Genomic DNA, 19,982 nt, shown 5'->3' with positions numbered 1-19,982 from the left:
CGGGGCTTCGTACTTGTGTCAGGCGGTGCGGACCAACTCCGGGCGGAGCAGGGTCGGCCGCGGGGCAGGAGCCAGGGTGAGGAGGTCCAGGCCGGCTACGCCGTAGCGGAGCAGGACCAGGCGGGCGACCTCGGCGCTGACACCCAGCGGACGCGAGACCGCGACCGCGCCGGCCTTACGGGCGGTCTGCTCGGCCCGATCCGGGAGCACGCCCGGCGCCAGGAAGAACGACCCGACGGCCACGTGGCGACGGCCTTCCAGCCGCCACTGCAGGACAGCCTCGGCCGGGCTCGGCGAAGCGGCCGTGGTGAAGGCAGCGGTGACCGGCAGCTTGTGCCGCTGGCCCCAGAGCCGAGCCAGGCGGGCCACCGCGGCGTTGGCCTGGGTGTCGCTGGACCCGGCGCAGGCGAGCACGAGCGCGTCGAGCTCACGCACCCGGCCGTCCTTGAGCTCGGCCCGCATCCGCCGGTCGAGCACGTCGAGCAGGGTGTCGTCGTACCCGAGGACGTCGGAGGCGATGATCCGCAGGTCGGGGAAGCGGCTGCGCGCCTCGTCGACCACGGCGGGGATGTCCACTCGGGCGTGGAACGCGGACGAGAGCAGCAGCGGCAGGATGACGACTTCTTCCGTGCCCTCGGCGGCGAGCTTGCCGATCACCTGGTACGGCGTGGGCGGGCAGTGGTCGAGGAAGGAGGCTTCGATCCGCAGGTCGTCACGCATCCCGCGCAGGTTCTTCACCAGCGAGTGGACGGTGGCGGCCGAACGCGGATCGCGGCTGCCGTGGGCGAGGATCACGAGCGCTGGAGCAGTCACAGCAGTTCCCCTTCTTCGTCGTCGATCATGCCTGCGGCCAGCGTCCATCCGTCGTGGGCGTCGATGAGCAGGAACGATCCGGTGATGTTGTTGCTGGAGTACGGATCGGCGGCCAGCGGTGCGGCGATCTTGAGTTGCACCTTGCCGATGTCGTTCAGTTCGAGCCCGGTGGCGTCGATGACTCCGAGCGTTTCCAGGTCCAGGGCGCCGTTGATCTTGGTGACGATGGCCTGGGCGGTGGTGGTGGTGTGCTTGATCAGCAGCCGGGCGCCCACGGCCAGCGGGCGGTCGGACAGCCAGCACACGGTGGCCGACAGTTCCCGGCGGGTGCCGGGGGAGGAGCCGGCCGCGACGATGACCGAGCCGCGGGCGACGTCGAGGTTGTCGGCGAGCCGGACGGTGACGGCTTCACCGGCGACCGCGGAGGGTCGTTCGGCGACGGCGGTGCTGGTGGCGGTGACGACGGCGCGGTCGATGCCGGCCACTGAGGTACGCCGACCGGCCGGCAGCACGATGACCTCGTCGCCGACCGAGACGGTGCCGGAGGCGACGGTTCCGGTGTAGCCGCGGTAGTCGCGGTACTGGTCGTCGCTCTGCGGGCGGATCACGTACTGCACCGGGAACCGCAGCGGCTGGGAGGAGATGTCGGCGCGGCCGGTCGCGTTCTCGAGGTACTCCAGCAGCGTCGGGCCGTCGTACCAGGAGGTCGCCTCGGAGCGTTCCACCACGTTATCGCCGACCAGTGCCGAGACCGGGATCGCGTGCACGTCGGCGATGTCGAGTTGGTCGGCGAGTTGGGAGACGTCCTTGGCGATGCCCTTGAAGACGGCTTCGTCGTAGCCGACGAGGTCGATCTTGTTGACGGCCAGAACGACGTGTGGGACCCGGAGCAGTCCGGCCACGGCGAGGTGGCGCCGGGTCTGTTCCAGTACTCCGTGCCGCGCGTCGACCAGGATGATCACGACGTCGGCGGTGGAGGCTCCGGTGACGGTGTTGCGGGTGTACTGCACGTGCCCGGGGCAGTCGGCCAGGATGAACGAGCGCTTGTCGGTCGCGAAGTACCGGTAGGCGACGTCGATGGTGATGCCCTGCTCGCGTTCGGCGCGCAGGCCGTCGGTGAGCAACGCGAAGTCGAAGTCACCGGACCCGCGGGACGAGGAGACGTGCTGAACGTGGGCGATCTGGTCGGCGAGGATCGCCTTGCAGTCGTGCAGCAGCCGCCCGACCAGGGTGGACTTTCCGTCGTCCACCGAGCCGGCGGTGGCAAGCCGCAGCAAGGTGTGCTCAGGTGTGCCCATCAGAAGTACCCCTCTCGCTTGCGGTCTTCCATCGCGGCTTCGCTGACCCGGTCGTCGGCGCGGGTGGCGCCGCGCTCGGTCAGTTCGCTGGCGGCCACCTCGACGACGACCTCGGCCGGCGACGCCGCAGTACTGGCGACGGCTCCGGTGCAGGACATGTCGCCGACCGTGCGGTACCGGACCACCCGGCGGGTGACCTGCTCGTCCTCGCGCGGCTGGGAGTAGGGGCCGACGGCAAGCAGCATGCCGTCGCGCTCGAACACGTCCCGCTCGTGGGCGTAGTAGATGCTCGGCAGCGGGATCTGCTCGCGCTCGATGTAGTTCCAGATGTCCAGTTCGGTCCAGTTCGACAGCGGGAACACCCGGACGTGCTCGCCCGGCCGGTGCTTGCCGTTGTAGAGCGACCACAACTCGGGGCGCTGGTTGCGCGGGTCCCACTGGCCGAACTCGTCGCGCAGGCTGAAAATCCGCTCCTTGGCCCGGGCGCGTTCCTCGTCCCGGCGGCCGCCGCCGAACACCGCGTCGAAGCGGTGACCGTTGATGGCGTCGAGCAACGGAACCGTCTGCAGCGGATTGCGGGTGCCGTCCGACCGCTCCCGCAGCCGACCGTCGGCCAGGTAGTCCTCGACCCGGGCGACCTCCAGCCGCAGCCCGAGGGCGTCGACGGTGGCGTCGCGGTAGTCCAGCACCTCCTGGAAGTTGTGCCCGGTGTCCACGTGCAGCAGCGCGAACGGCACCGGCGCCGGCGCGAACGCCTTCCGCGCCAGGTGCAGCATCACGATCGAGTCCTTGCCACCCGAGAACAGGATCACCGGCCGCTCGAACTCGGCGGCCACCTCACGGAAGACGAAGACCGACTCGCTCTCGAGAGCGTCGAGTTCGGTCACCTGAGTAGGTCGGGTAGCTGGGGGCAAGCTGGTCGCGGTCATCGGGCCTCCCGGCCTGGACTGAGGAGTGGAGGGAGCGAAGCGACCGGAGCGACGAGGGAAGGGCGGGAGTTCAGCCCGATGATCCGTCGTGCCGGAGGCGCGGCCAAAAGCAGAGTCATACGTGCAGCCCGCATTCGATCTTGCCCTGGCCGGCCCAGCGGCCACTGCGAGGGTCTTCGCCCGGAGCGACCTGCTTGGTGCACGGCTGGCAGCCGATCGACGGATAGCCGTCGTACTGCAGGAGGTTCACCAGCACGCCGTTGTCGGCGATGTAGGTGTCGAGGTCGTCCTGGGTCCAGGGGGCGATCGGGTTCAGCTTGACCATGTCGCGCTTCTCGTCGTACTCGACGACCTGCGTGTTCGCCCGGGTCGGCGCTTCCTCGCGGCGTACGCCGGTGACCCAGGCCTTGTAGCCGGACAGCACGCGGTTGAGCGGTTCCACCTTGCGCATCGCGCAGCACTTGTCGGGCTCGCGGGCGAACAGATCCTTGCCGTACTCCGCGTCCTGCTCGGCGACGGTCTGCTTCGGGGTGGCGTTGATCAGGTTGATCGGCAGGGTCGCGGCGACCGCGTCCCGGGTGCCGATGGTCTCGGCGAAGTGGTAGCCCGTGTCGAGGAAGAGCACGTCGACACCTGGGGCCGCCTCGGCCGCCAGGTGGGGGAGTGCCCCGTCTGCCATCGATGCGGTCACCACGAGTTCGTCGCCGAAGGTCTCCCGCGCCCACGCCAGCACTTCCAGCGCCGAGGCGTCGGCTAGTCGTTCGTTCGCCTCCTCGGCGAGCGTCTTCAGATTCGTACTCATTCCACCGTCACCCGCAGTCCGATCATCTTCAGCTGGAACACCCGTGCACAGGGCCGGCACTCCCACGCGCCATGCCCCTCCTCGGAAGGACGCAAGTCCTCATCACCGCAGTACGGGCAGTACAACGGCGCAGCTCGCTCACTCATTGCAAAGCTCCTTCCTCGGCACGGACGACCCACTGGGCGAACCGCTCGCCCTCGGACCGCTCTTTCAGGTAGTTCTGGGTGACCCGCTCGACGTAGTCGGCGAGTCCGTCGGAGGTGACCTTGTGGCCGCGCAGCTTGCGGCCGAAGCCGGCGTCCAGGCCGAGCCCGCCACCGAGGTGGACCTGGTACCCCGGCACCTGGTTGCCGTCGGCATCGATGACCAGCTGGCCCTTCAGGCCGATGTCGGCGACCTGGATCCGGGCGCAGGAGTTCGGGCAGCCGTTCACGTTCACGGTGATCGGCACGTCCAGGTCGGGGATCCGCTCCTCCAGCTCGTCGATCAGCTGGGCCGCGCGGGCCTTGGTCTCGACGATCGCCAGCTTGCAGAACTCGATGCCGGTGCAGGCCATCGTGTTGCGCCGCCAGGCCGACGGCCGGGCCTTGAAGCCGAGATCGGCGAGCGCCGTGACGAGGGACTCCACCTGGGACTCCTCGACGTCGAGCACGATCAGCTTCTGCTGCGCGGTGGTGCGGATCCGGTCCGAGCCGTGCGCGGCGACCACGTCGGCCACCTTCGCCAGCGTGCTGCCCGCCACCCGGCCGACGACCGGTGCGACGCCTACGTAGTACCGGCCGTCCTTCTGCTGGTGCACGCCGACGTGATCGCCCTGTACCGCGGGGATCTCGGGCGCGGGTCCGTCGATCAGCTTGTACCCGAGGTACTTCTCCTCGAGCACCTCGCGGAACTTCTCGATCCCCCAGTCGGCGACCAGGTACTTCAGCCGGGCCCGGTTCCGGAGCCGGCGGTACCCGTAGTCACGGAAGATGCTGACGACGCCCTTCCAGGCCAGGTGCACCTCGTCCAGCGGGATCCAGGCGCCGACGCGCTGCGCCAGCATCGGCGTCGTGGACAGGCCGCCGCCGACCCACAGGTCGAAGCCGGGGCCGTGCTCGGGGTGCACGACGCCGACGAAGCTGATGTCGTTCACCTCCGGCACCACGTCGTGCGACGGGTGGCCGGTCATGGCGGTCTTGAACTTGCGCGGCAGGTTGGAGAACTCGTTGCTGCCGATGTACTTCTCGACGATCTCGTCGATGGCCGGCGTCGGGTCGATGATCTCGTCCGCGGCGATCCCGGCGACCGGGCTGGAGATGATCACGCGCGGCACGTCACCGCAGGCCTCGGTGGTGTAGAGGCCGACCGCCTCCAGCTTCTGCCAGATCGCGGGCACGTCCTCGACCCGGATCCAGTGCAGCTGGATGTTCTGCCGGTCGGTGATGTCCGCGGTGTCGCGAGCGTAGGTGCTGGACACCTCGGCGATCACCCGAAGCTGCTCGGTGCTGAGCTGGCCGCCCTCGATCCGGACCCGGAGCATGAAGTACTTGTCGTCCAGCTCCTCCGGCTCGAGCGTGGCGGTCTTGCCGCCGTCGATGCCGGGCTTGCGCTGGGTGTAGAGACCCCACCAGCGGAACCGGCCGCGCAGGTCGGCCGGGTCGATCGAGTCGAACCCGCGGTGGGCATAGACGTTCTCGATCCGGGCCCGGACGTTCAGGCCGTCGTCGTTCTTCTTGTTCTCTTCGTTCTTGTTCAGTGGCTCGCGATAGCCGAGCGCCCACTGGCCTTCGCCCTTGCCCTTGCGCGGGCGGGCGGGCTTGCGGGGAGCAGAGGTGACGCCAGTCATCCGGAACGTGTCCTTGTCTGCTTGAGACAGGTGCGTCCGCGAGGCGAGCTCGAAGCGTCGTCGATTCGATCTGGTCTGCGCGTGCGCACCCAGCGGTGTGATCAGGTGATCAGAGGGCCGTCATTGGCCCGGCGGGGTGGCTGTCAGAGCATCGAAGGACAACAGATGGCGCTGCGCATGCGACCGAGGTCGACGTGAATCCGACCTACGAGATGAGTCGAGCGGGCAGCGAGCATGCTGATAAGACTCGGCGTGTTCAGCTGACAAATCAACTCCCAATCTTCCATCGTGAGACGCGATCTCATGATGTGACTATGTCAACTGAGTCGGTGCAGATTGTTTCAGGCGTGAATCGTTATCTGCAAGAATTCTTGTGCAAGAACTCTTGCTGACAGTACCGTGGCGGTTATGGCGCCTGCGAACAGACGGTCGGCGGATGCTTCGGTGATCGCCGCGATCCACCACCCGCTGCGGCGACGATTGATCGACCTGCTCGCCGTCGACGGCCCGTCGACGGCGTCCCGGCTGGCCGGGGCGACCGGCGAACTGGCCGGGAACATCAGTCATCACCTCAAGGTGCTGGCTGCGGCCGGCGTGATCGAGGAGGCTCCGGAGCTGGCGAAGAACCGCCGCGAGCGGTGGTGGCGCAGTTCCCGTACGGCGTCCTCGTGGTCGATCGCGGACGCGGGCGGTGACCCGGCCGCGGAGCTCGTCGCGGCCACCGCCGAGGAGGCGAACCTGGCCCACCATGCGGCCAAGGTGCGGCGCTGGTTCGAGGATCGGCAGGAGTACGACGAGCCGTGGGTCCGGGCCGCGTTCTCGACCGAGAGCTGGATCACAGTCACCCCGGAACGCCTCGTAGAACTGAGCGAGCGGATCCAGGCGGTGATCCAGGAGTACGCCGACCAGCCGAGCGAGGGCGACGACGCGGAGTCGGTGTTCGTGTTCTCCCACGGTGTCCCAGCGAAGCCATGAGCGCCGTCGTGGCAGCTGCTCGGCGTGGGTTCGGCGTTCTGATGGTGTACTCCGCGGCCCGGCTGCGCTAGCGTGTCCGCAACCATTAGGAAACCTTCCTAATAGTTGTCGCCAGAGGAGCCTGCGATGAGGACGTTCCGCCGCGTCATCTCGATCACCTTGGCCGCCGGATTGGCCGTCACCGCTGTGACAGCGGCGGCCGGTCCGTCGTCGGGTAACTCGTCCGTCGTGGCTGATGGATTGGTCCGGGTCAATCAGCTTGGATATGGAGCCGACGGACCGAAATGGGCTTATCTGATGAGCAAATCGGCTTCGCCGGAGGCCTCGTTCGAGGTGCTCGATCGGTGGGGTCGGCGAGTGTTCTCGGGACGAGCCGGAAGGGACGCGGGAGAGTGGAACGCGGCGTTTCAGCATGTGTATCGGCTTGATCTGTCGACCTTGAAGAAGCCGGGCAGGTATCGGATCAAGGCGTCCGGCGCCGGGTTGTCGCCGTCCTTCGAGATTGGTGGCGACCGGTTGGCGACCGGCGCCAGGGACAAGGCGGTGCAGTTCTTCGCCGAGCAGCGGGACGGGGCGAACGTAGTACCGGGGCCGCTCGGGCGGCAGCCGTCACACCTGACGGATCGGGCCGCGCAGGTCTACGACTGGCCGACCTTCGCGGGTCCCGACACCGACCAGAGCGTGGGTGCACTGCGCCGGATCGGTGGTCCGGTCGACGTCGAGGGCGGCTGGTACGACGCCGGCGACTACCTCAAGTTCACCCACATCGCGGCGTACTCCGAATCGTTGCTCTGGGCATCAGCACGGGATGCGCGGCGGCCGGATTCCCAGCTCCTGAAGGAAGCTCGGCACGGCCTCGACTGGCTGGACAAGATGTGGGACGAGCGCACCAAGACCCTGTACATCCAGGTCGGCGTGGGCACCGGCAACGTCGAGGAGACCTTCGTCGGCGACCACGACATCTGGCGGCTGCCGGAGGCCGACGATCTCGACACCGCACCTGGTCACCAATTCCTCAAGAACTGCCCGGTCTTCCGTGCTGCCGCCCCCGGTCAGCCGATCAGCCCGAACCTGGCCGGCCGTACGGCGGCCGCGTTCGCCCTCGCCGCGCAGGTCGAAACCTCGCCCGCGAAGGCCCGACGCCACCTCGAGACGGGCGCAGATCTTCGCTCAGGCACAGACCACCGGTGTGACGCAGTTGGTCACCTCGCTGCCGTTCGCCTTCTATCCCGAGAGCGCGTGGCGCGACGACCTGGAACTCGGCGCGGCCGAGCTCGCGTTGGCGGCGCAGAGACTCAAGGATCCACGGGCCGGCCGCTGGCTGAAGTTGGCGTCCCATTGGGCCGGTGAATACCTGGCACACGAGGCCGGTGGGGACACGCTGAACCTCTATGACGTCAGCGCTCTCGCCCACGCCGACCTGATCCGCGCGGCCCGGGCCGACCGTCGAGTTGATGTCACCGCCTTGAAGAACGACCTGCGGGCGCAACTGGAAATCGGCGTACAGCGGGCCGCGAAGGACCCGTTCGGCGCCGGAGCGCAGTACGACAACTTCGATGCCGTTCCGCACGCCTTCGGCCTTGCCGCGACCGCACGTCTCTACGAGCGCGCCACTGGAGATCGTCGGTACGACGCGTTCGGCGCCGGCCAACTCAACTGGACCTTCGGCGCGAACCCCTGGGGTGTCTCGTTCATGATCGGCGTCGGCGAGACCGCGAAGCGCTGCCCCCACCACCAGATCGCCAACATCAAAGGCGTTCCGCTGACCGGCGCCGTCGTCAACGGGCCGAACTCCGAAGACCTCTTCACCGACGGCCTGGGCGACAACCTGGACAACATGGCTCCCTGCCCCGCGGACGGAGTCGACCGCTTCGGACAGTTCACCGGCCGAGGCTCCCGCTACGTCGACGACGTCCGCTCCTGGCAAGCCTCAGAACCAGCCGACGACTTCGCCGCCATCGCCGTCTACGCCCTGACCCGGTAAAACCAAATTATTCGAGAACAGACACAAGAACAGGACAAGGAAATCGAGGACCGCCTCAGTTGCCCGGGTTCTTTCGCCAGTTCTTGATCAGTTGGTCGAGGTCGGCGTGGATGAAGGCGAAGAACTCGACGGCTTCGCAGAGGCGTTGGCCTACCGGGGTTTCGGGGCCGAAGAGGTCGGCTCCCGTGCGGACGCTCGATTCCCATTCGGCCAGGGCGCTGTTGCGGCGTTCGAGGATGGCGGCGAACACGTCTTCGCGGATGCGGTAGTGGTCCTTGCGGGAGCCGGGGTGGCGTTCGCGGGTGATGAACGAGACCTGCAGCAGTTGGCGTACTGCGCCGGAGACGGCCGGCTGGCTGATCTGGAGGGACTCGGCGAGTTCGGCGGCGGTCATCGTGCCGGTCGGGCTGACCAGCATCCGCGCCATCACCCGGGCCGACATCGACGGGACGCCGCTGTTCACCAGGACGCCGGCGAAGCGCTCGACGAACTGGCTGATCTCGGCGGGCGACGGCTCCGGGGTCATGGCCGCAGAGTACCGGAAGTATTACAAAGTTGAAATAAAAGGAAAGCGCCCGCCGCTCGAGTGCGAGAGGCGGGCGCCGTCAGGTCGGCCCCGATTCAGGTGCCGATTCAGGTCTCAGCTCAGGTGTCAGTTCAGGTCGAGGCCTGGGTACAGCGGGTGCTTGTCGAGCAGCTCCGCGGAGGCGGCGCGGACCTTGTCGGCCACGCCGTCGGCCAGGACGTACTTCGCCTTCGAGGGGGCGCCGGCGGAGGTGGTGGTCGGGGTGACGCTGGACAGCACGTCGACCATCAGTTCGGCCACTCGGTCGAACTCGTCGCCGCCGAAGCCGCGGGTGGTCAGCGCGGGCGTGCCGATCCGGACGCCCGAGGTGTACCAGGCGCCGTTCGGGTCGCGCGGGATCGCGTTGCGGTTGGTGACGATGCCCGCGTCCAGCAGCGCCGACTCGGCCTGCCGGCCGGTGATCCCGTACGCCGAGACGTCCAGCAGCACCAGGTGGTTCTCCGTACCGTCGGTGACGAGCTTGACCCCACGCTTCATCAGGCCCTCGGCCAGGGTCACCGCGTTGTCCGCGACGTTCTGCGCGTACGTCTGGAACTCCGGCTGACGGGCCTCGGCCAGCGCGACGGCCTTGGCCGCCATCACCTGGCTGAGCGGGCCGCCCAGCACCATCGGGCAACCGCGGTCGACGGCGTCGGCGTACTCCGGCTGGCACAGCACCATGCCGCCGCGCGGGCCGCGGAGCGACTTGTGCGTGGTGGTCGTGGTGACGTGCGCGTACGGGACCGGGTCGAAGTTCCCGGTGAAGACCTTGCCCGCCACCAGGCCGGCGAAGTGCGCCATGTCGACCATCAGGGTGGCGCCGACCTCGTCGGCGATCTCGCGCATCTTGGCGAAGTCGATCTTGCGCGGGTAGGCCGAGTAGCCGGCGATCAGGATCAGTGGCTTGAACTCACGCGCGGTCCGGGCGACCAGGTCGTAGTCCAGCAGACCGGTCTGCGGGTCGGTGCCGTAGGAGCTCTGGTGGAACATCTTGCCGGAGATGTTCGGCCGGAAACCGTGGGTGAGGTGGCCGCCGGCGTCCAGCGACATGCCGAGCATCTTCTGGTCGCCGAGCGCCTTGCGGAGCTTGGCCCAGTCCTCGTCGGACAGGTCGTTGACGTGCTTGGCGCCGACCTCGGCCAGCGCCGGGGACTCGATCCGCTGGGCCAGGATCGCCCAGAAGGCGACCAGGTTCGCGTCGATGCCGGAGTGCGGCTGGACGTAGGCGTGCGGGGCGCCGAAGAGGGCCTTCGCGTGGTCGGCGGCGGTCTGCTCGACGGTGTCGACGTTCTGGCAGCCGGCGTAGAAGCGGTGCCCGATGGTGCCCTCGGCATACTTGTCCGAGAGCCAGTTGCCCATCGTCAGCAAGGTGGCGGGGGAGGCGTAGTTCTCGCTCGCGATCAGCTTGAGCGAGGACCGCTGGTCCTCCAGTTCGGCCTTGATCGCGCCGGCGATGGTGGGTTCCACCGCGCCGATCACCTCGAGCGCGTTGCGGTACGCGGCCGATGCCTTAGCGGCGTCGAAGGGTTGAGTCATCGTTGTCTCTCCTGAGGTCGCACAGGGTTGTCCTGTGACAGGGTCGCGGCACCCAGGCGCACGGTGCCGACGTCTTCTCGCTCCCCGGTGGTCGATCCCACCTCAGCGCCAGTCGCGACGTTCGTAACCCTAGCGTGTGGTCAGACGATGCGGTCGACGATGGGGGTGAACGGTGTGGTTCGCGGGAGGGTGCCGAACACGCCGCCCCAGTCGTCGCCCAGTCTGGACGCGACGAAGGCGTCCGCGACCTCGGGCGTGGAGTGGCGGACGAGCAGCGACGCCTGCAGGCAAACGGCCATTCGAGCCGCCAGCCGCCGTGCCCCGGCCTCTGCCCCGCTGAGGTCCGCGAGCGACTCCAGTACTCCGGTGATCGCCGCGTCCAGGCGGTGATCCGCCCCGCGAGCAGCGCCCACCTCGGTCAGCCAGGCGTCGAGGGACTCGGGCCGCCGGAGCGCACGCAGTACGTCGAGCGCGTTGACCGTGCCCGAGCCTTCCCAGATTGAGTTCAGCGGTGACTCGCGGAACAACAGGGGTAGGCCGGACTCCTCGACGTAGCCGTTGCCGCCGAGGCACTCGAGCGCCTCCGCCACCGTCATCGAGGTGCGCTTGCAGACCCAGAACTTGGCAATCGGCAACGCGATCCGCCGGAAGGCCGCGGCTTGTTCGTCACCGGCGAGCGATGCGTCGACCGCGGCGGCCAGTCGCATCGAGAGAGCGGTTGCCGCCTCGCTCTCGAGGGCGAGGTCGGCCAGCACGTTCTGCATCGCGGGCTTGTCCCGGAGCAGGCCACCGAAGGCGCTGCGGTGCGACGTGTGCCAGGTCGCCTCGACCAGGGCGCGGCGCATCAGCGCGGCCGAGCCCAGCACGCAGTCCAGCCGGGTCGCGGCCACCATCTCGATGATGGTGCGAACCCCAGCACCCTCGTCGCCGAGCCGGTAACCGATCGTGCCGTGGAACTCGACCTCGCTGGAGGCGTTCGACCGGTTGCCGAGCTTGTCCTTCAGTCGTTGCAGGGCAAACGCGTTCCGGTTGCCGTCAGCAAGCACCCGGGGGACCACGAAGCAGGTCAGCCCCTCCGGTGCCTGCGCCAGCACGAGGAACACGTCGACCTGCGGCGCGGAGCAGAACCACTTGTGCCCCTTGAGCAGGTACTCGCCGTCGCTGCCGGACGGAGTGGCGGTGGTGAGGTTGGCCCGGACGTCCGAACCGCCTTGCTTCTCGGTCATTCCCATGCCCGCGAGGACCCCGGCCTTGTCAGCCGCGCGCAGCCGGCGAGCGTCGTACTGGGTGGCGGCGAGGCGGGGGATCCACTCGGCGGCCAGTTCTTCGGACGCACGCAGGGCCGGGACCGCGGCGTACGTCATGGAGATCGGGCAGCCGTGACCTGGCTCGACCTGGGACCAGAGGTAGAAGCCCGCGGCCCTGGTCAGATGTGGCGACGGGCTCTTACTGGTCCATGGTGCGGCCTGCAGGCCGAAGCCGACGGCCTTCTCCATCAGCCAGTGCCAGGACGGGTGGAACTCGACCTCGTCGATGCGGTTGCCGTAGCGATCGTGAGTACGCAGTACGGGTGAGTTCTGGTTGGCGGGCAGGGCTTGCGCGAGCGCTTCCTGCGTTCCGGCCAGTTCGCCGATCTCGATCAGCCCGGAATCACCGCTGAGGTCAGCGTGTGGTCGCAGAGCGTCACCCAGAGCCGTGTCGCTGGTGAAGAAGTTCACCCCCTGAAGTGGGGGAGCCTGATTCGTTACCGCGAATGGGTCCGCCATGTCAGTACGGTAAGCGGTATGGCACGCTCTGGGTCCGAGACCTCCGTCTCACTGGCATGGGCCCGTCGAATCCCCGGCACGATCTGGATGTTGATCACCCAGACCGTCGGTACCTGTCTGCGGTACCGCGTGACCGGCCTCGCCGCGGAGGCGGCCTTCTTCGCGATCCTCTCGCTGCCGCCGCTGATCTTCGGGCTGGCCGGCAGCATCGGCTTCATCGCCAACGAGTTCGACCTCGAGACGATCGCGGACATCAAGCAGCAGATCATCGAACTGGCCGAGCGGGCGCTGACCGCCGACTCGGTCCAGCAGGTGATCGTGCCGACGCTGGACGACGTGCTCGGCAGCGGCGGCCGCTTCGACGTGATCTCGATCGGTTTCCTGCTCGCACTGTGGTCCGGCAGCCGGGCGCTGAACGTCTTCGTCGACACCATCACGATCATGTACGGGATGGGTGGCCGGCGCGGCATCATCAAGACTCGGGCGCTCTCGTTCAGCCTCTACTGCGTCGCCCTGATCATCGGAGTGATCGTGCTCCCGCTGGTGCTGGCCGGACCTGGCGCGGTCGATGCGATGCTTCCGGCCAGGGTGGACTTCCTCAACCAGCTCTACTGGCCGGTGGTCACGATCCTGTCGGCGGGCTTCCTGAACACCCTGTACCACTTGTCGGTGCCGGTGCGGACGCCGTGGGTGTCGGATCTGCCGGGCTCGTTCCTGGCGCTCTCGCTGTGGATCCTCGGCAGCTTCATCCTGCGCTGGACCCTGCAGACCACGGTCGGCGGCACGTCGATCTACGGACCGCTGGCAGCGCCGATCGCGGTGCTGCTGTGGCTCTACCTGACCTCCATCGCGGTACTGATCGGCGCGGCGCTGAACGCGGTCGTGGACCGGACCTGGCCGCACAAGTCCCGCAAGGACGCACGGGCGGCCGAACACCCCGAACCGGTGATGAAGGTCGAGTCCGGGCACGAGCACGAGCACGAACACGTCGTGACCGAGGGCGAGCTGCGACCCGAGGTACGGATGGCGCGCGCGGTGGAGGCGCTCGGCGGCGGGGGCGACGGCGCGAAACCGGAGCCCAGTCCGGCGGGGCAGCCGACGGTGACACCGATCGGGACGCCGGCTCCCGTGGTCCGGCCGGACGGCGACGGGCCCGAGCCCAAGGACAAGCCCAAAGACAAGAAGGACAAGCCCAAGGACAAGGCTGCGGACAAGCGGCCGGACGCCGCGAAGCGCAAGCCGGAGCCGGTTGGAAAACCCGGTGCGCCGACCGAACCCGACGACCTAGGCTGATCGCATCGCGACAGACCGTTCCGGACCTCCGGGGCGGCAGGACATGGAAGGGAGATGACACCGCCATGAGCTTCGAGCAGGCCCACCGGGCCGTCGTCTCGCACACCGTCCGTCCGCTGAGCTGAACTCGCGGCCGGACCTCCCGAAAGGTTCGCCGCACGATGTCAGCAGAACTCCAGGCCCTCGGACTCGACCCGTCGACGGCCGATTACTTCGACTCGCTTCCCGGCATCGCCGAACTGGTGCGGGGACGGGTCGTGCGGGTCGACAAGGGCCTCTCCACGGTCCTCACCGAAGACGGGCCGGTCCGGGCCAGTTGGTCCGGCGGACTGCTCGCCACCATCGCCGCCGACGGCCAGGCGACCCCGACGACAGGGGACTGGGTCGCTCTCCGGCACTGGCCGGACAACCGCGTCACCGTCGAGGCCGTCGCACCCCGCCGTACTGCGATCGTCCGGGCCGAGGTCGGCGGTACGTCGAAGGGCCAGGTGCTCGCCGCCAACGTGGACGTCATCGCGATCGTGGTCGGCCTGATCCCGGAACCGAACATCGGCCGGATCGAGCGATTCCTCGCGCTGGCCTGGGAGAGCGGCGCGCGGCCGGTCGTCGTACTGACCAAGGCCGATCTGGTCGTGGACGCGGACTCCATCGCGGAGGACGTGGCGACCGCCGCGCCTGGCGCCGACGTACTGGTGTGCAGTGCGACGACAGGCGAGGGTCTGGAGGCCGTAAGGGACCTCCTGGACGGCAACGCCACCCTGGCCTTGCTAGGGGGCAGTGGCGCGGGCAAATCGTCGCTGGTGAACGCACTGGCCGGTGTGGAGCTTCTGGATGTTCAGGCGATCCGTGAGGACGGCAAGGGGCGGCACACGTCGGTGCGGCGAGAGTTGATCGTGCTGCCGGCCGGTGGCGTGGTCATCGACACCCCAGGACTCCGGGGGATCGGACTGCAGGAGTCTGGTGAGGGCCTGGCGGCGGCGTTCCCGGATGTGACGACTCTGGCCGAGCAATGCCGGTTCACGGACTGCGCGCACTCCTCGGAGCCGGGGTGCGCAGTACAGGCTGCTCTGGAGGACGGCACGCTGCCAGTGAGGCGCTACGAGAGCTACTTGAGGCTGCAGCGCGAGGCGGCGTTCATGGCCCGGCGTACGGACCTGCGGCTGCGTGCTGAGGCCAAGAAGGCCTGGGCTCGGCAGACCAAGGACTACCGACGCGACATCAAGCCCCGGCACTAGGTTCCGCCCCGGGTGAAAGACTCGGGGCATGGATCGTTCTGTGTTGGTGACCGGAGCATCACGGGGGATCGGTGCGGCGACGGCTCACGCTTTCGCAGCGGCGGGGGATCGGGTGGCGATCCACTACGGGTCCTCGAAGGACGCCGCCGAGGCTGTGCTGAAGGAACTACCCGGGGACGGGCATGTCCTGGCGCATGCCGATCTGGCCGATCCCGCGGCGATCCTCGAGATGGTCGACGGAGCCGCCGCGGCGCTGGGAAGTATCGACGTACTGGTGAACAACGCCGGCATCTACGCGTCACACCCGATCCGGCGGGCGTCGTACGACGAATGGCAGCAGGCGTGGTCCGGCACCCTCGGCGTGAACCTGGTCGGCGCGGCCAACGTCACCTGGTGCGCGGTACGGCACATGGGCCGCGGCGGGCGGATCGTGAACGTCTCCTCACGCGGCGCGTTCCGCGGCGAACCGAACCAGCCCGCGTACGGCGCCAGCAAGGCCGCGCTGGTGTCGTTCAGCCAGTCCTTGGCCAGGTCCCTCGGACCGGAAGGCATCGCGGTGACAACGATCGCGCCGGGCTGGACCACCACCGACATGGCCGCCGAAGCCCTCTCCGGCGACGGCTACGACCGGCGAAGATTGGAAAGCCCTCTCGAGCGTGTCGCCGCACCTGACGAGGTGGCGGCCGCGATCCTCTACCTGGCTTCACCTGCCGCTGAGTTCGCCACTGGCACCGTCCTCGACTTCAACGGTGGCTCTCACCTACGGATGTGACGCTCGCCGAACTCCTTGGCCGTGATGCCCATCAGCACCAGGTCCACGAAGCCGCCGTCGAGGAACTCGTGATCGCGAAGGCGCCCCTCCTCCTGGAACCCAAGGTGGCGGTGCAGGGCCAGCGAGGCCTCGTTGTACCCGTAGACGCCCGCTTCAGCCTTGTGATAGCGCCGCTCGCCGAACATGAACCGGAGCAAGAGGACAACCGCGTCGCTCGCATACCCGCGCCGATGAAAGTCCCGTCCGATGGCGATCCCGTAGCTGAACCGGCCGGCCCGTCGAGAGGTCCCGTTGGTGGACAGCGCGCCGACCAGCGTGTCGGTCTCCAACGCCTCGATCGCCAACTGGAACTGGTCGTTCTCAGCCTTTCGGACCGACTCTTCCTCAGCCCACCGCAACGACGCCGCATCCGACCGAGGCAGCTGCACCATGTCGGCATCCCGCTGCACCTCGGAGTCCTCGTCGAACCGCCGGAACTCCTCCCAGTCCTCCGGCTCAATCCCCCGAAGCCGCACCCGCTCACCCACCCAGATCGAACCCATACTCAAGATAAAACCAGCACCCCACCCCAAGGTCCACGCAAATACGCCGATCCGCAGCCGCCCACCTTAGTTGCCCACCGCAACCACACAACAAGCAACCCCAGCCACACAACAAAGCCGCAAGCAACCCCAGCCACAGAGGAAAGCCACAGGCAACCTCAGCCAGAACAGAAAGCCGACAAGCAACCCCAACCCAAGCAAGGGGGGTGTGGGTGGCGGAGCCCCCACTCCGCGGCGGCGAAGCCGCCGCACAAGTGACGCAGGCGACGTGGTCCGCATTCCCTCTGCGGACACACGTCGCCTGTCGACTGCGTGGACGATACTGGGATCGAACCAGTGACCTCTTCCGTGTCAGGGAAGCGCGCTACCGCTGCGCCAATCGTCCAAAGGTGTTCGAGGTGGAGACGGGATTCGAACCCGTGTACACGGCTTTGCAGGCCGTTGCCTCGCCTCTCGGCCACTCCACCACAGAGTCTCAGCCTGCTGACCTGTACCGAGCGAACGACCGGGTTCGAACCGGCGACCTCAACCTTGGCAAGGTTGCGCTCTACCAACTGAGCTACGTTCGCATCTCGCTGAGCTGTTGTTTCTGCTCGGTGCGAGAGCAGAACAGTAGCGCATTTCCGCAGCGAGTGAAAACTGGGTATCCGGGGTGTCGCCGAACCACCGTCCAGCGGGGAGATCGCCTCTCCTGTCACACCAGTTTCACTGGTTCTCGATCGCCGTGAGCTCCACCTGGGCCAGGTAGTCGGGGTCCGCGAGCAGGTCGATCGAGGTGATCAGGCCGTCGGTGAGGGTGAACGACAGGACCACCTTCAGCTCACCGTCATGGATCCAGACGGCACCGGTCAGACCGTCCACGACCGCGAGCCTCGCGGCCTTCGCGCGACCGGAGAAGGTCTCGGCGACCGCCGCCGCCCCACGAACCATCGGCGCGGCTCCCCGGCCGGCCGCGGTTTCGTCGGACCGCAGTACGACGCTGGGATCGAGCATCTCCAGCAACGCGGCGAAGTTCCCGGAGCGGGAGGCGGCGAGGAAGGCCTCGACGATCTCGCGCTGGCGGTTCGCGTCGGCCTCGGGGATCTGCGGCGGGCCCTGGACCCGGCGCCGGGCGCGGCTGGCCAGTTGCCGGGTGGCGGCGGGGGATCGGCCGACGATCGGTGCGATCTCGTCGAACGGTACGGCGAACATGTCGTGCAGCACGAACGCGAGCCGCTCGGCCGGTGTCAACGTCTCCAGTACGACGAGCAGAGCCATCCCCACTGAGTCCGCCTGGACCGCCTCGAGTTCGGGATCCGGTACTTCGTGGTCGGCGAGCACGGGGGAGTGCTCCTCGACGACCTGCTCGGGCCGGGCCCGCCGTACCCGCAACATGTCCAGGCAGATCCGCCCGACGACAGTGGTCAGCCAGCCGCCCAGGTTGTCGATCGCGCCGGCCTCGGACCGGCTGAGCCGGATCCAGGCCTCCTGGACGGCGTCCTCGGCCTCCTGCTGCGACCCGAGCATCCGATAGGCCACGGCCCGCAGATGCTCCCGATTCTCCTCGAACCGCTCGGCGAGCCAGTCGTCTTCGCGCATGCCACCCATCCTCGGTCACAACCTCTGTCCGGCGTTCGTCATGAGGGTGACGTAACGAACCCGCCAGATGTGACACTGCAGGACCGCACCCGAGAAGGAGCCCCCGTGACAGACCTAGCCCGGAGCCTGGAGACCCGCAAGCAGGACACGCTCAGGCACCTGACCGACACCGTCGACGCCTGGGTCTCGACCGCCTCAGCCGACGGTACGCCGTACCTGATGCCGCTGTCGTTCCTGTGGGAGGACGGCGCGATCCTGCTCTCCACAGCCCTCAACAACCCCACCAGCCTCAATCTCCAGGCCAACCCCGAGGTCCACCTGGCCATAGGCGGCACCCGAGACGTGGTCCTGGTGGTAGGCACCTGCGAGGTCCTCAAACCAGAAGACCTGACCGTGGAAACAGGCGACGCCTTCGCCGAGAAGTCCGGCTTCGACCCCCGCGCGTTGAAGAGCCCGTACCTGTACTTCCGCGTCACCCCGACCCGCATCCAGGCCTGGCGAGAGGTGAACGAGCTCCAGGAGAGGACCCTGATGCAGGACGGCAACTGGCTGATTTAGCTCAGCCATAACGGATTTAGCTCAGCCATAACGGAAGGCCGACGAGCCACCCCAGCCCAGGCAAGGGGGTGTGGGTGGCGGAGCCCCCACTCCGCGGCGGCGAAGCCGCCGCACAAGTGACGCAGGCGACGTGGTCCGCATTCCCTCTGCGGACACACGTCGCCTGTCGACTGCGTGGACGATACTGGGATCGAACCAGTGACCTCTTCCGTGTCAGGGAAGCGCGCTACCGCTGCGCCAATCGTCCAAGATTGTTCGGGGTTCTAGAGGTGGAGACGGGATTCGAACCCGTGTACACGGCTTTGCAGGCCGTTGCCTCGCCTCTCGGCCACTCCACCAAGTGAGAAAGCTGGCCTGCCGAACCCTCTCCGAGCGAACGACCGGGTTCGAACCGGCGACCTCAACCTTGGCAAGGTTGCGCTCTACCAACTGAGCTACGTTCGCATTGCGACCGGGTTTTTCGTTCCCCTCGGTGCGAGAAGAACATTAGCCCATCTGCGCCGGAGTTCAAAAACCGGGGTCACCTACCGGCCCACTGCCGGTCATCGCCTCATCACGCACGGCCTCGTCGGGCAGCTCCGAAGCCTTGCGGCATAAGGTGTTCCGCGTGTGGAAGGAGCACGAATGATCATCTGGCTGAACGGCGCGCTGCAGGACGAGTCGGCCGCCGTCTCACCGCTGGACCACGGGTTGACCACCGGCGACGGGGTCTTCGAGACGCTGAAGATCGTCGACGGTCAGCCGTTCGCGGTGACCAGGCATCTGGAGCGGCTGGTGGTGTCGGCGACCGGGCTCGGTCTGCCCGAGCCCGACCTGGCGCAGGTCCGCGACGCCATCGCCACCGTGGTGAAGGCGGACCCGGATATCGCCTTCGGCCGGCTGCGGATCACCTACACCGGCGGTGTGTCGCCGCTGTCCTCGGATCGCGGGTCGGCCGGCCCGACCTTGATCGTGGCGTCGCAAGCCATCGAACGGCCCGCGCCGACCTCGGCGATCGTCACCGTGCCGTGGGTCCGCAACGAGCGCAGTGCCGTCGCCGGCCTCAAGACCACCTCGTACGCCGAGAACGTCCGCGCGCTCGCCTACGCCAAGGCGCGGGGCGGGAGTGAGGCGATCTTCGCGAACACGGTCGGCAACCTCTGCGAGGGGACCGGCTCGAACATCTTCTGCGTCTTCGACGGCGAACTGGTCACGCCGACGCTCGAGTCGGGCGCGCTGTCGGGTGTCACCCGCAATTTGGTCATCGCCTGGTTCGGCGCGGTCGAGCGCGACGTGCCGCTGGCGAAGCTGGCCGAGGCTGATGAGATCTTCCTCACGTCCACCACCCGCGACGTCCAGGCGATCCACCGCGCAGACGCCCGCGACCTGGCAACACCAGGCGAGGTAACCGCCGCCGCGGCGAAGGTCTTCGCCGCCCGCTCCGCCGAAGACCTCGACCCGTAACCATCGACGGGCGGCGGTCGACACGACCCCGCAACGTCGCCGCATGCCGGTCGACCCATCAGGCG

At 68.0% G+C, this 19,982-nt stretch carries 18 protein-coding genes, 6 tRNA genes, 1 pseudogene and 1 riboswitch; of the genes and pseudogenes, 8 read left to right on the top strand and 17 right to left on the bottom strand.

All coding sequences use genetic code 11. The annotated features are described in order from the left end of the window. Positions 1 to 18: 18 nt before the first annotated feature. From ABD255_RS13395 to ABD255_RS13370, 6 genes are all read right to left on the bottom strand, one after another. On the bottom strand, positions 19 to 813 hold the full coding sequence (locus tag ABD255_RS13395) for a sirohydrochlorin chelatase (RefSeq protein ID WP_344213483.1): 795 nt from the start codon (positions 811 to 813) through the stop codon (positions 19 to 21). Beyond that, on the bottom strand, positions 810 to 2,111 hold the full coding sequence (locus ABD255_RS13390) for a sulfate adenylyltransferase subunit 1 (protein WP_344213481.1): 1,302 nt from the start codon (positions 2,109 to 2,111) through the stop codon (positions 810 to 812). The genes ABD255_RS13395 and ABD255_RS13390 overlap by 4 nt, the downstream gene beginning before the upstream one ends. After that, positions 2,111 to 3,040 carry a sulfate adenylyltransferase subunit CysD gene (cysD, locus tag ABD255_RS13385; RefSeq protein WP_344213479.1) on the bottom strand — a complete coding sequence of 310 codons (930 nt, stop codon included), beginning with the start codon at positions 3,038 to 3,040 and terminating at the stop codon, positions 2,111 to 2,113. The genes ABD255_RS13390 and cysD overlap by 1 nt, the downstream gene beginning before the upstream one ends. 115 nt (positions 3,041 to 3,155) lie before the next feature. Continuing rightward, positions 3,156 to 3,842, bottom strand: a complete 687-nt coding sequence (locus ABD255_RS13380) for a phosphoadenylyl-sulfate reductase (RefSeq protein ID WP_344213477.1) — start codon at positions 3,840 to 3,842, stop codon at positions 3,156 to 3,158. Continuing rightward, complete coding sequence (locus tag ABD255_RS13375) at positions 3,839 to 3,988, bottom strand: hypothetical protein (protein ID WP_166665480.1); 150 nt, start codon at positions 3,986 to 3,988, stop codon at positions 3,839 to 3,841. Before ABD255_RS13375 ends, ABD255_RS13380 begins: the two co-directional genes overlap by 4 nt. Next, on the bottom strand, positions 3,985 to 5,670 hold the full coding sequence (locus ABD255_RS13370; RefSeq protein ID WP_344213475.1) for a nitrite/sulfite reductase: 1,686 nt from the start codon (positions 5,668 to 5,670) through the stop codon (positions 3,985 to 3,987). Before ABD255_RS13370 ends, ABD255_RS13375 begins: the two co-directional genes overlap by 4 nt. A 408-nt stretch (positions 5,671 to 6,078) precedes the next feature. On the opposite strand from ABD255_RS13370, the gene ABD255_RS13365 reads away from it, so the two are divergent. The 3 genes and pseudogenes from ABD255_RS13365 to ABD255_RS13355 all read left to right on the top strand — a co-directional run bounded on the left by ABD255_RS13365 (position 6,079) and on the right by ABD255_RS13355 (position 8,629). After that, complete coding sequence (locus ABD255_RS13365) at positions 6,079 to 6,645, top strand: ArsR/SmtB family transcription factor (RefSeq protein WP_344213474.1); 567 nt, start codon at positions 6,079 to 6,081, stop codon at positions 6,643 to 6,645. Positions 6,646 to 6,771: 126 nt separating this feature from the next. Continuing rightward, a pseudogene (locus ABD255_RS13360) lies at positions 6,772 to 7,743 on the top strand (glycoside hydrolase family 9 protein); the annotation flags it as partial. Continuing rightward, a complete protein-coding gene (locus ABD255_RS13355) occupies positions 7,682 to 8,629 on the top strand; it encodes a glycoside hydrolase family 9 protein (RefSeq protein ID WP_486336044.1) in 948 nt (315 codons plus the stop codon). The pseudogene ABD255_RS13360 and the gene ABD255_RS13355, both read left to right, overlap by 62 nt. Before the next feature lie 55 nt (positions 8,630 to 8,684). Here ABD255_RS13355 and ABD255_RS13350 read toward each other — a convergent pair whose 3' ends face one another. The 3 genes from ABD255_RS13350 to ABD255_RS13340 form a co-directional block, all read right to left on the bottom strand. Continuing rightward, complete coding sequence (locus ABD255_RS13350; protein WP_344213470.1) at positions 8,685 to 9,155, bottom strand: GbsR/MarR family transcriptional regulator; 471 nt, start codon at positions 9,153 to 9,155, stop codon at positions 8,685 to 8,687. A 126-nt stretch (positions 9,156 to 9,281) separates the two neighbouring features. Then, positions 9,282 to 10,730, bottom strand: coding sequence for a glycine hydroxymethyltransferase (locus ABD255_RS13345; RefSeq protein WP_344213468.1), 1,449 nt, complete (start codon positions 10,728 to 10,730; stop codon positions 9,282 to 9,284). 43 nt (positions 10,731 to 10,773) lie between these two features. Continuing rightward, a riboswitch (ZMP/ZTP riboswitch) is annotated at positions 10,774 to 10,856 on the bottom strand. 14 nt (positions 10,857 to 10,870) lie between these two features. After that, complete coding sequence (locus ABD255_RS13340; protein ID WP_344213466.1) at positions 10,871 to 12,496, bottom strand: acyl-CoA dehydrogenase family protein; 1,626 nt, start codon at positions 12,494 to 12,496, stop codon at positions 10,871 to 10,873. 18 nt (positions 12,497 to 12,514) lie between these two features. Here ABD255_RS13340 and ABD255_RS13335 point away from each other — a divergent pair, with 18 nt between their 5' ends. From ABD255_RS13335 to ABD255_RS13325, 3 genes are all read left to right on the top strand, one after another. Beyond that, entirely contained in the window at positions 12,515 to 13,789 is a 1,275-nt protein-coding gene (locus ABD255_RS13335; protein ID WP_344213464.1) for a YihY/virulence factor BrkB family protein, read from the top strand. Positions 13,790 to 13,950: 161 nt separating this feature from the next. After that, complete coding sequence (gene rsgA / locus ABD255_RS13330; RefSeq protein WP_344213462.1) at positions 13,951 to 15,024, top strand: ribosome small subunit-dependent GTPase A; 1,074 nt, start codon at positions 13,951 to 13,953, stop codon at positions 15,022 to 15,024. Positions 15,025 to 15,052: 28 nt separating this feature from the next. Then, positions 15,053 to 15,796, top strand: a complete 744-nt coding sequence (locus ABD255_RS13325; RefSeq protein WP_344213460.1) for an SDR family NAD(P)-dependent oxidoreductase — start codon at positions 15,053 to 15,055, stop codon at positions 15,794 to 15,796. On the opposite strand, the gene ABD255_RS13320 is transcribed toward ABD255_RS13325, so the two are convergent. From ABD255_RS13320 to ABD255_RS13300, 5 genes are all read right to left on the bottom strand, one after another. Continuing rightward, positions 15,781 to 16,338, bottom strand: coding sequence for a GNAT family N-acetyltransferase (locus ABD255_RS13320; protein WP_344213458.1), 558 nt, complete (start codon positions 16,336 to 16,338; stop codon positions 15,781 to 15,783). The genes ABD255_RS13325 and ABD255_RS13320 overlap by 16 nt on opposite strands. 313 nt (positions 16,339 to 16,651) lie before the next feature. Continuing rightward, positions 16,652 to 16,723: transfer RNA gene (locus ABD255_RS13315), tRNA-Val, on the bottom strand. A gap of 11 nt (positions 16,724 to 16,734) precedes the next feature. After that, a tRNA-Cys gene (locus ABD255_RS13310) sits at positions 16,735 to 16,805 on the bottom strand. Positions 16,806 to 16,834: 29 nt separating this feature from the next. Then, positions 16,835 to 16,907, bottom strand: a tRNA-Gly gene (locus ABD255_RS13305). A 136-nt stretch (positions 16,908 to 17,043) separates the two neighbouring features. After that, positions 17,044 to 17,916 (bottom strand): sigma-70 family RNA polymerase sigma factor, encoded by an 873-nt coding sequence (locus tag ABD255_RS13300; protein WP_344213456.1) that lies wholly within the window; start codon positions 17,914 to 17,916, stop codon positions 17,044 to 17,046. Between the two features lie 105 nt (positions 17,917 to 18,021). On the opposite strand from ABD255_RS13300, the gene ABD255_RS13295 reads away from it, so the two are divergent. Beyond that, positions 18,022 to 18,474 (top strand): pyridoxamine 5'-phosphate oxidase family protein, encoded by a 453-nt coding sequence (locus ABD255_RS13295; RefSeq protein WP_344213454.1) that lies wholly within the window; start codon positions 18,022 to 18,024, stop codon positions 18,472 to 18,474. Between the two features lie 175 nt (positions 18,475 to 18,649). Here the strand turns inward: ABD255_RS13295 and ABD255_RS13290 are convergent. The 3 genes from ABD255_RS13290 to ABD255_RS13280 all read right to left on the bottom strand — a co-directional run bounded on the left by ABD255_RS13290 (position 18,650) and on the right by ABD255_RS13280 (position 18,918). Beyond that, positions 18,650 to 18,721: transfer RNA gene (locus tag ABD255_RS13290), tRNA-Val, on the bottom strand. 20 nt (positions 18,722 to 18,741) lie between these two features. Continuing rightward, positions 18,742 to 18,812: transfer RNA gene (locus ABD255_RS13285), tRNA-Cys, on the bottom strand. Positions 18,813 to 18,845: 33 nt separating this feature from the next. Then, positions 18,846 to 18,918, bottom strand: a tRNA-Gly gene (locus tag ABD255_RS13280). A 180-nt stretch (positions 18,919 to 19,098) separates the two neighbouring features. Here ABD255_RS13280 and ABD255_RS13275 point away from each other — a divergent pair. Further along, complete coding sequence (locus ABD255_RS13275) at positions 19,099 to 19,917, top strand: aminotransferase class IV (RefSeq protein WP_344213452.1); 819 nt, start codon at positions 19,099 to 19,101, stop codon at positions 19,915 to 19,917. Positions 19,918 to 19,982 lie beyond the last annotated feature (65 nt).

This window comes from Kribbella sancticallisti (assembly GCF_039530625.1).
GTDB lineage: Bacteria > Actinomycetota > Actinomycetes > Propionibacteriales > Kribbellaceae > Kribbella > Kribbella sancticallisti.
Note: the sequence above shows the minus strand (reverse complement) of the source record. Positions and strands in the feature narration are given on the sequence as shown.